This is a genomic window from Rhodospirillales bacterium, from assembly GCA_023898805.1.
Classification (GTDB): domain Bacteria; phylum Pseudomonadota; class Alphaproteobacteria; order Micavibrionales; family UBA1664; genus UBA6145.
On record CP060260.1, the window covers coordinates 1,272,711 to 1,285,585 of the forward strand.

Sequence of the window (12,875 nt, forward strand, 5' to 3'; positions counted from 1 at the left end):
GGCGCCCTGTTGCGGCACCGGGTTGCGGCACCGGGCCAAAGCCGTTACAAAAATCGTATGACAAATCCCGAATCGGCCGCATCGTCGGCGGAACAGCCTGCCGGCCAGCCCTACCGCGTGCTGGCGCGCAAATACCGTCCGCGTAATTTCTCGGAACTGGTCGGCCAGGATGCGCTGGTCCGCACCCTGACCAACGCCATTACCTCGGGCCGTATCGCGCATGCGTTCATGCTCACGGGCGTGCGCGGCGTGGGTAAGACGACGACCGCGCGCATCATCGCCAAGGCGCTGAATTACACCGGCCCAGACGGCACGGCGGGCCCGACCGCGGGTCAGACCGACGATTGCGCGATTTGCCGCGCGATCGCCGAGGACCGGCACCCCGACGTCATGGAAATGGACGCGGCCTCGCGCACCGGGGTCGACGATGTCCGTGAAATCCTAGATGGTGTGCGCTATGCTCCGGTTTCCGCGCGCTATAAAATCTACATCATCGACGAAGTCCACATGCTTTCAAAGCAGGCGTTCAACGCCCTGCTCAAGACGCTGGAGGAGCCGCCCCCCCACGTCAAATTCATCTTCGCGACGACCGAGATCCGCAAGGTGCCGGTGACGGTGCTTTCGCGCTGCCAGCGTTTCGACCTGCGCCGCGTCGAACCGGATGTGCTTGCGCCCTATTTCACCACGATCTGCGGACGCGAAGGCGTGAACGCCGAACCTGCCGCGATTGATATCATCGCGCGCGCCGCCGACGGCTCCGTCCGCGATGGGTTGAGCCTGCTCGATCAGGCCATCGCATTGGGACAAGGGACGGTTGCGGCGGACGATGTGGCGCGCATGCTGGGTCTGGCCGACCGCGCTTTGTCGCTGACTCTGTTCGCAAGCGCGATGCGCGGCGAACCGGCGCAGGCGCTGGCGGTGATGGAACGCCAGCATCAGGCCGGCGCGGACCTGCTGGTGGTGCTGCAGGACCTACTTGAAATCGCGCACGACCTTACTTTGCTCAAGGCGCTGGAAGGGCGCGAGGACGCGTTCAGGAACACCGGCCTGCCGTTGGCCGAGATCGAAACCTGCCGTACGCTGGCGCGCGACCTGCCGATGCCCGCGCTGCAGCGTGCCTGGTCGATTCTGCTCAAGGGTTTGCAGGAGGCGCAATACGCCCCCGACACCCGCGCCGCCGCGCATATGGCGGTGATGCGCCTGATCTACGCCGCCGATCTGCCGGATCCCGCGCGTTTGATCCGCGATCTGCAATCGGGGCAGGCCGGTGCGGCATCGTACGTGCCGCAAGGCGCGGGCGCGAATGAACGTACGCCTGCCGTGCGCGTGCCTCAAACGACGGACGCGGCGGGTCCGGGGCCGATGCTGCGCGCGGTTGCGGGCGGCGGTGCCGCGCTGGCTCTGGCGCGGCATGACCCCGTTGCGGCCATGGTGCAGGATGCGGAATCGCCCCTGCCGCAACCTGAAAATTTCGAGGCGCTGGTCGCGTTGTGCGAAGACAGGGGCGAAATGCTGCTCGCCAGCCAGTTGATCAACCACACCCATCCCGTGCGCTATGAAATCGGGCGTTTTGAATTCCGTCCCGCGCCGGGTGCGCCCGCCAATCTGGCGCAGCGTCTGGGCACGCTGCTGAATGAATGGACCGGGCGGCGCTGGATGATCGCACTTTCCACCGCCGAGGGCGATGCCACCTTGCTTGAGAAGAAAAACGCCGCGCGCGAATCCGAACGCGCCGCCGTTCTCGAATCTCCGCATGTGCGCGCCGTTCTCTCGGTCTTTCCGGGCGCCGAGCTACACCGCATTATCAAGGATTGAACGCCGTGCGCGTGATGACATGGAACATCAATTCCGTGCGCCTGCGCCATGATCTGGTGCGCCGCGCGATCGAGGCGCTGGCGCCGGATATTGTCTGCCTTCAGGAAACCAAGACGCCGGACGAACTTTTTCCCGCCGACGCGTTTCGCGCCTGCGGCTTTGCGCATATGCATGTTCACGGCATGAAGGGATATAACGGCGTCGCCATTCTCTCGCGCACGCCATTCACCGCGACCCGGAACTGGGATCGCGTCGGCAAATCCGATTGCCGCCACGCGGCGGTGGAAATCGCGATCAAAAACGCACGCAAACCGCTGCACATTCATAACCTGTACGTTCCAGCAGGCGGCGATATACCTGATGTTCAGATGAATGAAAAATTCGCGCACAAACTTGCTTTTGTCGATGAAACGGCGGCGTTTTTCAAGCAATCGTACGCACGTACAGACGCGTTGATCGCGCTGGGCGATTTCAACATCGCGCCGCTTGAACACGATGTCTGGTCGCACCGGCAATTGCTCGACGTCGTATCGCACACCCCGGTCGAGGTCGAAAAACTTGGCGCGATGCAGGCCTCGCTGGGCTTCGTCGACGCGATCCGCAGTTTTGTACCCGCGGATCAAAAACTTTACACTTGGTGGTCTTATCGCAACCGCGACTGGAAGGCTTCGAATCGGGGCCGCCGCCTCGATCATGTCTGGGTGACCCCGGCGCTGAAAAACGTGTTGCGCGATCATACGATTTTGAAAGATGCGCGCGACTGGCAACAGACCAGCGACCATGTGCCGGTGCTGCTCGACCTCGATCTCGACGCGGCCTGAGGAATATTTCCGAAAAAATAGGGGGCATGGGCCTCAAGACCGATTTGCCCGAACGCGCAGGCTTGGGTATAAGTCTGTGGATGAATAAACCCGACTCTTCTTTGGATACGTATCGCGCGCAGATCGACGCGCTGGACGAACGCATCGTTGCCCTGCTGTGCGAACGTTTCGGCATTGTGCGCGCCGTGGGTGAGTGGAAGGCGCGTCACGGCCTGCCGGTGGTCCAGTCCGCCCGGGCCGAGCAGGTCAAGGCGCGGGTGGCGGCGCTGGCCGCGAAACAGGGGCTGGACGGTGAATTGCTGCGTGACCTTTATACCCGGATTATCGATCATGCCCATATTCTGGAAACGGAAATCGGCAAAAAGATGAAAGAATCCAAGCCGGGGGATGGCGAATAATGGCCGGAACCTTGCGCACCGTGATGCTGATGGCCGCGATGACCGCCCTGTTCATGGCGGTGGGCGGCATGGTCGGCGGTAGCCATGGGGCGATGATCGCGCTGGGCATCGCGGCGGTGATGAATCTGTTCGCGTGGTGGAACAGCGATTCCATGGCCCTGCGTTATTACCGCGCCCGCCCCGCTGACGAGGAATCCGCCCCCGGCCTGACCGCGCTGGTAACCCAGCTGGCGGGCAATGCCGGCCTGCCGCCGCCGCGTGTTTATGTGTTTGAAAGCGACCAGCCCAACGCCTTCGCCACGGGCCGCAGCCCGGCACAGGCCGCGGTCGCGGTATCGACGGGCCTGCTGCGCCGCCTGCAAATGGCGGAAATCGCAGGCGTGGTCGCGCATGAACTGGCTCATGTGAAGCACCGCGACACCTTGACCATGACGGTGACCGCGACTTTGGCGGGCGCGATCGGCTGGCTGGCCAATTTCGCGGTTTTCCTTACCCCCGTGGATGCGCAGGGCCGCCGCCACCCGCTGGCGGGCCTGCTGGTGATGATTTTCGCGCCAATGGCGGCGGCACTGGTCCAGATGGCGATCAGCCGCTCGCGCGAGTTTGAGGCCGACCGGCTGGGCGCGGAAATTTGCGGGCGACCTGGCTGGCTCGCTGATGCGCTGGAAAAAATCGCGGGCGCAAGCCGGATAACCGCCAATATTCGGGCTGAAACCAACCCGGCCACGGCGCATATGTTCATTATCAATCCATTGCACCTTAACCGCATCGATTCCCTGTTCCGCACCCACCCTTCGACCGAGGAACGGGTCCGCCGCCTGCGTGCCATGGCGGCGGCGATGGATGCGGTGCAGGATGCGCGCGTCGCACATGGCGGATAAACCCAAGCCTGTCCAGGGGGTTGCCCCGCGTCTTGCGGCGGCGCAACTGCTTGATCTGATGTTTACGCGGCGCCTGCCATTGGATGAGGCTCTGACCCGGATCGTCGCCAAAAACCGCCTGAACGACGATGATCGGCGCTTGACCCACGCAATTTGTGCCAGTGTTTTCAGGAATTTGCCGGCCATTGACGCGATCTTGCGCCGAGTGATGAAGCGCGAATCCGGCCCGACCCCGCCACGCCTTCACCAGCTGCTACGGGTGGGGGCGGCACAGTTGATTGACCTTAATGTTGCGCCCCATGCCGCGCTTCATGCCACAGTGTCAGCAACAGGCGCAATGAACCTGTCGTCCAGAAAATCCCTTGTAAATGCAGTGCTTAGATCGGTTCAGCGTGAGCATGATGCGCGGCGCATCCCCGCAGTCGCGGCACTTGATCAATTGCCGCAATGGTTGGCGGGACGCTGGGTTAAGAATTACGGCAAACAGGTCGCGGACAAGGTCGCGACCGCGATGCGGCAGGAGGCCCCCGTGGACCTGACCATCCACGACGCTCAGAAATCACTTCAATGGGCGCAGGAACTGGGTGGCGAGGTGCTGCTTGACGGTGCGGTTCGGGTGCGGCACGGGCCGGGTCAGATCACTGCATGGCCCGGATTCCAGACGGGCGCATGGTGGGTTCAGGATATTGCTTCTTCCTTGCCTGTCAGAATGTTAGGCGATGTAGCGGGCAAAGTCGTTCTGGATGTCTGTGCCGCGCCGGGCGGCAAAACCATGCAGCTCGCTGCGGCGGGTGCGCGGGTCGTTGCGCTAGACGTTTCCGCGTCACGCATCGCGCGCCTTGCAGACAATCTGGCACGCACCCAACTGGCAGCACGCGTCGAAACCGTGGTCGCGGATGCGCGCAACTGGCAGATGAAGGATACGGCCCATGCGCCGATGCGCGGTTTTGATGCCGTGCTGCTCGACGCGCCGTGCGCCGCAACCGGAACTTTAAGGCGTCACCCTGAACTCCCTTGGATTCATGATGAAAATCAGGTTGCGCGCATGACCCTGATCCAGCGTGAACTACTGTGGCGCGCGCCGGATTGGCTCGCGCCCGGCGGTATCATGCTCTATGTCACCTGCTCCATGGAATGCGACGAGGGTGAGGATCAGGTCGCCGCATTCCTGAATCATCACAAGGATTTCAAGCTGATACACGAAATACCGGACTCTGTGCGTCCGTTTCTTGTGTCTGCACGCGATGGTTTAGGATTCCGCACCAACCCGGCCTATCTGGCCGGTGGGGGCGGTATGGACGGCTTTTACATCGCGCCGATGAAAAAATCATAAAAATCAGTGCGCTTGCATTGCGAAGCGCAAGTCGAATCCCTATACTGGCAATAGGCTGTGCCGATGGTTGAGCTTACGCCAAAAATCTCTTTTATTTCAAAAAACTATGCCTTCACCCTCGTCCATCAGGATCGCGCCGTCGATTCTTTCCGCCGATTTCGCAAAACTGGGGGAGGAGGTCCGCGCCATCGATGCTGCAGGCGCCGACTATATCCATATTGACGTGATGGATGGGCATTTCGTTCCCAACCTGACCATCGGTCCCGCTGTGGTCAAATCCCTGCGCCCCCATACCGCGAAGGTGATGGACGTCCATTTGATGATCGCGCCCGCCGATCCGTTCCTTGAGGCCTTCGCCGCCGCGGGCGCCGATATTATCACCATCCACCCCGAATCGGGGCCGCATCTTCACCGTTCGCTCCAGACCATTCGCGCATTGGGTAAAAAAGCCGGGGTCGCGCTCAACCCCGCGACGCCCGCGCGCATCCTTGATCACGTCATCGATCTGGTCGATCTGGTGCTGGTAATGACGGTCAACCCCGGCTTCGGCGGCCAGACCTATATCCCGCTTGAGGACAAGATCGCCGATATCCGTGCCCGCATCGACGCCACGGGCCGCGCCGTGGATCTGGAGGTCGACGGCGGCATCACCCCCGAAACCGCGAAAAAGGTCGTTTCCGCCGGCGCCGACGTGCTGGTGGCGGGCACCGCCGTGTTCAAGGGTGGACCCGACGGGTATGCCAAGGCCATCAGGGCCTTGCGCAGTTAGGGGTGATGTCATGACGTTGCTCGCCAACCTGTTCGATCCTTCCCGCGCGCATGGCGCGTTGCGCGCCCTGACCCGCCCGCTTTATAGCTGGAGTCTCGCGGGCGGCGGCATTCCCGACCGGTTGATCGTCCTGCCGCCCGATCCTTGGGCGGGCGACGCGGGCCGTGGCCGCTGGGTCGCGAACCGGGTGCTGGAGCGTTTTGGTCGCCAGATCCCCTTGGATTCACATGCTTTTTCTACCTATGATCCGGTGCACGGCGCGGCGGTGCACGGGTTTGAATGGCTGCGTGATCTGCGCGCGCTGGGCGGCGACAACGCCCGCCGTCTGGGCCGCCAGATGATGCAGGAATGGCTTGGGCTTCAGTCCCGCTGGCAGGAAGGCGTCTGGGATTTCCCGGTGACCGCCGCGCGACTGGCCAACTGGCTGATGGGGTATGATTTTTTCTGCGCCAGTGGCGACGACCATTTTCTACACGCTTTCTACGATTCTCTGATCCGGCAGGTCCGGCATCTTGACCGCGTCGACCCCGCACGCATCGCCGGGCTGGACGCGCTTTTGGTGATCCGCGCCCAGATTTTCACGGGCCTCGCGTTGGATGGCGGACAAGACCGGCTGGAACACGCGCTGGGCTGGTGCGACCACTGGATCATGCACGAACTGGACGGCGAGGGGATGCATGTCACGCGCGCGCCCGCCACGGCGCTGGAGGCCGCAAAACTTCTGATCGAAATTCGCGCCGCGCTGGTCCGCGCCGGCGTGCCCGCCCCTACCGTGCTTCAGGCGGCGATCGACAGGATCATCCACGCCATCCGGTTTTTCCGCCTGCCCGACGGTAGATTCAGCTGTCTGCACGGCGGGCAGGAAGACGACGCCGCGCATCTTGATACCGTCCAGCGCGTCAGCGCGGTACGTATCCGCAAGGCGCCCAGCCAGTTGGAAAGCAGCGGATTCGAATCATTGGTCCGCGAACGCACCGCCGTGTTGGTCGATTGCGGCCTGCCCCCGTCCCACCCGCATGACCGCCACCATCATGCCAGCCCGCTGGCCTTTGAAATGTGCGTCGGGCGCGACCGGATGATCGTGCATTGCGGCACCCACCCGGTCGATCCCGTCTGGGCCGATCATCTGCGCGCCACCGCGGCGCATTCCGGACTCACCCTCGATGACCGCAACGCCTTTGAAATCGGCCGCGACGGTCATATCGGGCGTGCGCCCGCGCGCATCGATGTCCGCCGCGACCTTGCGGGCGGGGGGGTGATGCTGACCATGGCGCATGACGGCTATGCCCCCCTCAATGGCCTGATTCATACGCGGCGCATGACGCTTGCGCCCGATGGCGGCGAATTGACGGGCGAGGATTGGCTGACCGCCGACGTCGCACCTGCGCGGCCCGTGCAATACGCGATTCGCTTTCACCTGCATCCGCGGGTCCAGGCCTCGCTGATTCAGGATGGCCGTGCCGCGCTTTTGCGTCTGCCGTCCGGGGCCGGATGGCGATTCACCTTTGCCGGAAACGCGGCTTTGACGCTTGATGCCAGCGTTTATTGCGGCTCCGGCGCGACTCCGCGCAAGACCCAGCAACTGGTGGTCGCGGGCGCGACCGAAGGGGCGGATACGCGAATCAACTGGGCCCTGCGCGAGGAAGCGTAATGCCGACTCTCTGCGGCGCGTGAGCGACCATAAAGCGCCGCCGGAATCGAAATTTCGGCAAGGCGCGCGAAAATCTTGAAAAGACTCTATTTTTTGCCGATCAGCTTGCGCGCTTCCGACCATCTGCGCTCGGCCTGCAGGGCGAATGCATCGGCCGCACCCGCATAGCGTGCATCGGCGCTTAGGGTCTGGTTCAGCAGTTGCTGGATCAGGGGCGCGACCTCGCCGCGTGCGTTCGCCTCGATCGGCTCCGCCAGAATGCGCGCATGGCGAAGCCCCGGCCACTCGGCCATGCCGCGGGCCAGTGCCTCGGCAAAGACCTGCTTCATCGCCTCGCGTTCAAGGATGCGGAAGACGTCCGATCGCACCCAACGCGGCAAACGCCTTATATCCGGCAATTTAAGTACACAATCGATGTCGCGGCACAATTCACGCTGCACCCGTTCGGCATGAACCCACGCGGCCAGAAGCGATTCGGGGTCGGCGGTCGCCAGCGATTCAGCCGCGGCGCGTCCACGGGCCACATACGATTCAAACGTGATGTCCGGATCGTAATCGAGCCGCTCCCCTTCATAGATCAGCCGGTCCAGCCGCACCCATCCCGCGCCGCGCCACAACAATCCGTCATACTTCGCGCTCAGCCGTCCCGGATAACCGCCCAGCATCGCGGCCAGATGGTCGTGCACGTCGCGGTGTTCCGGGCAGGCGGCTCCGAACAGGCGCAAGTAAAGGTCGATAAGCTGCGCGTCCGATCGCGTTGCGATGATCGGGAAATGCAACGTGCCCTCGAAAGTGTGCCGTTCCGCCATCGTATCGGTGATAGCCTCGGGCGCGTCTTCTGGGGCGAAGGCCTGCCGCACGCCCTTCATGCGGCTATCGTCCTTCTGCGCCGCAAGCAGGATCCGGTCGATCAGAAGCTCAAGCGCAAGCCGGTAAAGCGGTGTTTCGCCCATAAGGCCGGCCAGCGTTTCGCGCCCCGCGGCGGTGTCCAGCATAACCAACCGCGCCTCGTCGATCTGCGCGGCGATCCACGGGGATGGTGGTGTTTCCGGCAGGGCTGGTCGCTCGCTTTGTACCGCCGCCAGATGCGCGGCGGATTCCGCGCTGTCCACGGCGTGCAGGAAATCGGGCCGCCCCGAAAGCTGGAAATAAACGTTCTTCAAAGCTATCCGTCCCCCTGCGTTCTGTGTGCTTAGCCGCGCAAGGCCGCGCCGGTCTTGTCGGCGACCGCCTTGACGATGCCCGCGCCCACGTTTTCGATTTCGGCGTCGGTCAATGTTTTCTCGCGCGGCTGCAGGATAACACTGATCGCGATCGATTTCGATCCCGACGGGATGCCCTTGCCGGCATAGACATCGAACACCTCGACCCGGTCGACCAGGTCGCGCGCGGCGCCGGTGGCAAGCTTTATGATTGTCTCGGCGCTTACATCCGCGCCGACCACGAACGCGAAATCGCGTACGATTGGCTGCAGCGGCGAAGGTTTGAGCAACGGCCTCGCGCTGCCCGTACGCTTGGGATAGGGCACGGAATCAAGGAATAATTCGAACCCGCTCGCCGGGCTCTTGACGTCCAGCATCTCCAGCGCGGCGGGGTGCAACTCGCCGAACCAGCCAAGGACGCAAGCGCCCTGACGCAATGTCGCCGACCGGCCCGGATGGTAATAGCCGGGCGCATCGTTGGTGATCTGGATTTTCTGAGCGTTCATGCCGCAGGCTTCCAGCGCGGCCATGGCATCGGCCTTGGCGTCATAGGCGCCGACGGCACGGCTGGAATCCTTCGATTGCCAGTGTCGCGCGCCCAGCGCGCCGTGTCTGATGCCGGTAGCGACGAAGGCCTGTTGCCCCGGCTCGGTGCCGGTGAACACCGGGCCGATCTCGAACAGCGCGGCGTTGGGAAAGCCGCGATCGGCGTTGCGTTGTGCCGCCTGCAAAAGATTGGGCAGGATCGACGGACGCATCCGGTCCATTTCGCTGGAAATCGCGTTGCTCAGCGTAAGCCCCGCGCGCGTGTCATCCGAAAAAGGCTTCGCCTCGAATCCCGCGGCTTGGCCGCTTTGCATGAACGACCATGTGACCGCTTCCTTCAGACCGCGCGCCGCCAGCGCGCGCCGCGCGTCCTGCCGCCGCCGAAAATCGGGCGCAAGAATGCCTGCTTGCGCGATGCTGTCGCGCGTCATCGATACGGGCTTGATCGAATCGAAGCCGTGGATGCGGGTGATCTCCTCGATCAGGTCGGCGTTGCCCTCAATGTCCGGACGCCAGCTGGGAATGGTGACGGTCCATGGAATTTTGTGCGCGTCCGCCCCGAAGCCAAGCGCGGCCAGAATATGATGCTGTTCCTGATGCGAAAGATGGATGCCGGAAAGCCGTTCGGTCCGGTCGGGGTTGAAGGCAAGCGCGGGCTTTGCCGGCGGGACCGCGCCGGCGGCGATGCAACTGCCGGGCACGCCGCCGCACAAATCCAGAATCATGGCGGTGGCCAGTTCCATGCCCTGTGCGGTGAAATCCGGGTCGATGCCGCGCTCGAAACGGTAGCGCGCGTCCGAATGGATTTGCAGCGCGCGACCGGTCGTCGCGGTGCGGATCGGGTTGAAATATGCGGCTTCGACATACACGTTGACCGTGTTTTCCGAGCAACCTGTCGACGTGCCGCCGATGATGCCGCCAAGGCCCAGCACGCCGGAATCGTCGCACACCACGGTCATGCCATCGCCAAGCGTGTAGGATTTGTCGTTCAGTGCGTCCAGCGTTTCCCCGGCCCGGGACAGACGGACATGGATATTGCCCTTGATCTTGTCGGCGTCAAATACGTGCAACGGGCGGTTAAGGCCGATGGTGAAATAATTGGTGATGTCGACCAGTGCCGAAATGGGCCGAAGGCCGATGGCTTTTAGCCGTGTCTGCAACCATTCCGGCGATGGGCCGTTGGCAACGCCGCGCACCATCCGCCCAATGAACAGCGGGCAGGCGTCCCGCGCCTGAATGTCGACCTTGATCGGCGAGTCGAACTGGCCCGTGACGGCTTTTTGGTCGAGGGGTTTGAGCGTGCCGATGCCTTTGGCCGCAAGGTCGCGCGCGATGCCGCGCACCCCGGCGCAATCGGCGCGGTTGGGTGTCAGGTTGATCTCGATCACCGGATCGTCGAGCCCGAACAAAGGCGCCATGGGAAGCCCCGCCGCCGTTTCTGCGGGCAGGTCGATGATGCCCGTGTGTTCATCGGAAAGCTTCATTTCGCGTTCCGACACCATCATCCCGCAGGATTCGACGCCGCGTATGACGCCTTTTTTAAGAATCGTATCGAGGCCGGGAATGTAGCTGCCCTCGGGCGCAAACACGCCGGTCATGCCGGCGCGGGCGTTGGGCGCGCCGCACACCACCTGCACCGGCTTGCCATCGCCCGCGTCGACCATCAGCACGCGCAGGCGGTCGGCGTCCGGATGTTTTTCCGCCGAAACAACTTTCGCGGTCTTGAACGGCGCATAGATCGCGGCCTTGTCTTCGACCGACTCGACCTCCAGCCCGATCGCGGTCAGCGTCGTGACGATGGAATCCAGGTCGGCCGTGGTGTCGAGATGTTCCTTCAGCCAGGACAGGGTGAACTTCATGATGCGACTCCTATTTTATCGAGCATCCCCAAAGGCAGGATGTGAAAGGTGAAATCCAGTGCGATCGCCTTGTTGCGGTAAAGCGCCTGCGCTTCGGTGTTGGCTTTGTCGGTCAGCCAGTAGATGCGGTCCCATTTCTGCACCCTGCCCATCGCGGCCAGCGATTCGATCAGCCTAGCGGCGATGCCCTGCCGCCGCCGTGCCGGGTGCACGTACAGGTCCTGCATATAGCAGATCGGATTCATCGACCCCGCGACCGGGTGCACGACACCGTGCAAAAGCCCGGCAATCTCGCCGTCCTCGGTAATCGCAAGCAGCGCGAATAACGGCGCCTGCGCGTCCAGGATCATGCGTTCGGTATAGTCGATGACGGGCTTTTCCAGCGCGTTGCCGACATTCATATGCCACAGCGTGCGCCAGCCCACCGTATGTTCACGGGTCATCGGCACGATACGCACGCGGCTGCGCAGTGCGGGGTTTACGGTCATTTGCTTAATCCCGTGGCAAGGTTGGGGCGGTCCAGCGGGTCGAACCCGTAATGGTCGAGCCAGCGCGTATCGCCCTCGAAGAAGGTGCGCAGATCCGGAATGCCGTATTTAAGCATTGCCACCCGCTCGATCCCCATGCCGAAGGCGAAGCCCTGATATTCGTCGGGATCTATGCCGCAGTTTTTCAGCACGTTGGGATGCACCATGCCGCAGCCGAGGATTTCCAGCCAATCCTTACCCTGTCCGATTTTCAGTTCGCCCTTGGAACGGTCGCAACCGATATCCATTTCCGCGCTGGGTTCGGTAAAGGGGAAAAAGCTGGGCCTGAAGCGCGTGGGCAGGTCTTCAATGCCGAAGAACGCCTTGCAGAAATCGATCAAGCAGCCCTTCAGGTGCCCCATATGCGTGGCCTTGTCGATGACCAGCCCTTCCAGCTGGTGGAACATCGGCGTATGCGTCATGTCGTAATCCGAACGATAGGTCCGGCCGGGAATGATGATCCGGATCGGCGGCTTCTGTTTCATCATCGTGCGCACCTGCACCGGGCTGGTATGCGTGCGCAGCAGGCGCTTGCGGTCTTTTCCTTCAAGCGCATCGGGCAGATAGAATGTATCGTGCATCGCCCGTGCCGGGTGTTCGGGCGGGAAGTTGAGCGCGGTGAAATTGTGGAAATCGTCCTCGATGTCCGGGCCTTCCGCGACCGTAAAACCCATGTCGGCGAAAATGGCGATCATCTCGTCCACGGTCTGCGAAATCGGATGGATCCTGCCGCCTGTGCCGGTCGTAACGGGCAAGGTCATGTCCTGCCGTTCGGCGGCCAGCCGCGACGTCATCGCCTCGCCCTTCAGGGCGGAAAAACGGTCCTCCAGCAGGCGTGTGACATTGTCCTTGAGCGCGTTGACCTCGGCGCCAAAGGCCTTGCGCTCGTCGGGTTGCATCGAACCCAGATTTTGCATCAACGCGGTGATCGCACCCTTTTTGCCCAGCGCCTCGACGCGGATCTTTTCCAGCGCTTCAAGATCGTTCGCGGCCGTAATACGGGTTTCGATGTCGGATTGAAGTTTGGCGACGGCACTCATGCTTTTTCCTTCGGGTGTAAAAAGGGCGCGCCG

Annotated in this window: 11 protein-coding genes; 7 read left to right on the forward strand and 4 right to left on the reverse strand. The window is 62.8% G+C overall.

Going from position 1 to position 12,875, the window contains the following annotated elements:
• Positions 1 to 57 precede the first annotated feature (57 nt).
• The 7 genes from H6866_06270 (at position 58) to H6866_06300 (ending at position 7,668) form a co-directional block, all read left to right on the forward strand.
• Complete coding sequence (locus H6866_06270) at positions 58 to 1,815, forward strand: DNA polymerase III subunit gamma/tau (GenBank protein USO07042.1); 1,758 nt, start codon at positions 58 to 60, stop codon at positions 1,813 to 1,815.
• A gap of 14 nt (positions 1,816 to 1,829) precedes the next feature.
• Positions 1,830 to 2,636, forward strand: a complete 807-nt coding sequence (locus H6866_06275) for an exodeoxyribonuclease III (protein USO08613.1) — start codon at positions 1,830 to 1,832, stop codon at positions 2,634 to 2,636.
• Positions 2,637 to 2,716: 80 nt separating this feature from the next.
• Complete coding sequence (locus H6866_06280; protein ID USO08614.1) at positions 2,717 to 3,034, forward strand: chorismate mutase; 318 nt, start codon at positions 2,717 to 2,719, stop codon at positions 3,032 to 3,034.
• Positions 3,034 to 3,915 (forward strand): zinc metalloprotease HtpX, encoded by an 882-nt coding sequence (gene htpX, locus H6866_06285; protein USO07043.1) that lies wholly within the window; start codon positions 3,034 to 3,036, stop codon positions 3,913 to 3,915. Before H6866_06280 ends, htpX begins: the two co-directional genes overlap by 1 nt.
• A complete protein-coding gene (locus H6866_06290) occupies positions 3,890 to 5,248 on the forward strand; it encodes a methyltransferase domain-containing protein (protein ID USO07044.1) in 1,359 nt (452 codons plus the stop codon). The genes htpX and H6866_06290 overlap by 26 nt, the downstream gene beginning before the upstream one ends.
• 106 nt (positions 5,249 to 5,354) lie before the next feature.
• Complete coding sequence (locus H6866_06295; GenBank protein ID USO07045.1) at positions 5,355 to 6,017, forward strand: ribulose-phosphate 3-epimerase; 663 nt, start codon at positions 5,355 to 5,357, stop codon at positions 6,015 to 6,017.
• Positions 6,018 to 6,027: 10 nt separating this feature from the next.
• Positions 6,028 to 7,668, forward strand: coding sequence for a heparinase II/III family protein (locus H6866_06300; GenBank protein ID USO07046.1), 1,641 nt, complete (start codon positions 6,028 to 6,030; stop codon positions 7,666 to 7,668).
• An 86-nt stretch (positions 7,669 to 7,754) separates the two neighbouring features.
• On the opposite strand, the gene H6866_06305 is transcribed toward H6866_06300, so the two are convergent.
• Genes H6866_06305 through pheS form a run of 4 tightly spaced genes read right to left on the reverse strand, consistent with a single transcriptional unit; the run spans position 7,755 to position 12,842 of the window.
• A complete protein-coding gene (locus tag H6866_06305) occupies positions 7,755 to 8,831 on the reverse strand; it encodes a hypothetical protein (GenBank protein USO07047.1) in 1,077 nt (358 codons plus the stop codon).
• 29 nt (positions 8,832 to 8,860) lie between these two features.
• Positions 8,861 to 11,275, reverse strand: a complete 2,415-nt coding sequence (locus tag H6866_06310; GenBank protein USO07048.1) for a phenylalanine--tRNA ligase subunit beta — start codon at positions 11,273 to 11,275, stop codon at positions 8,861 to 8,863.
• Positions 11,272 to 11,763, reverse strand: a complete 492-nt coding sequence (locus H6866_06315; protein USO07049.1) for a GNAT family N-acetyltransferase — start codon at positions 11,761 to 11,763, stop codon at positions 11,272 to 11,274. The genes H6866_06310 and H6866_06315 overlap by 4 nt, the downstream gene beginning before the upstream one ends.
• Positions 11,760 to 12,842 (reverse strand): phenylalanine--tRNA ligase subunit alpha, encoded by a 1,083-nt coding sequence (pheS, locus tag H6866_06320; GenBank protein ID USO07050.1) that lies wholly within the window; start codon positions 12,840 to 12,842, stop codon positions 11,760 to 11,762. Before pheS ends, H6866_06315 begins: the two co-directional genes overlap by 4 nt.
• Positions 12,843 to 12,875 lie beyond the last annotated feature (33 nt).

Coding starts and splice junctions, on each gene's coding strand:
- H6866_06310 (USO07048.1), bottom strand. CDS start 11,275: ATGAAGTTCACCCTGTCCTGGCTGAAGGAACATCTCGACACCACGGCC.
- H6866_06295 (USO07045.1), top strand. CDS start 5,355: ATGCCTTCACCCTCGTCCATCAGGATCGCGCCGTCGATTCTTTCCGCC.
- H6866_06270 (USO07042.1), top strand. CDS start 58: ATGACAAATCCCGAATCGGCCGCATCGTCGGCGGAACAGCCTGCCGGC.
- H6866_06315 (USO07049.1), bottom strand. CDS start 11,763: ATGACCGTAAACCCCGCACTGCGCAGCCGCGTGCGTATCGTGCCGATG.
- H6866_06290 (USO07044.1), top strand. CDS start 3,890: ATGCGCGCGTCGCACATGGCGGATAAACCCAAGCCTGTCCAGGGGGTT.
- htpX (USO07043.1), top strand. CDS start 3,034: ATGGCCGGAACCTTGCGCACCGTGATGCTGATGGCCGCGATGACCGCC.
- pheS (USO07050.1), bottom strand. CDS start 12,842: ATGAGTGCCGTCGCCAAACTTCAATCCGACATCGAAACCCGTATTACG.
- H6866_06300 (USO07046.1), top strand. CDS start 6,028: ATGACGTTGCTCGCCAACCTGTTCGATCCTTCCCGCGCGCATGGCGCG.
- H6866_06275 (USO08613.1), top strand. CDS start 1,830: ATGACATGGAACATCAATTCCGTGCGCCTGCGCCATGATCTGGTGCGC.
- H6866_06280 (USO08614.1), top strand. CDS start 2,717: ATGAATAAACCCGACTCTTCTTTGGATACGTATCGCGCGCAGATCGAC.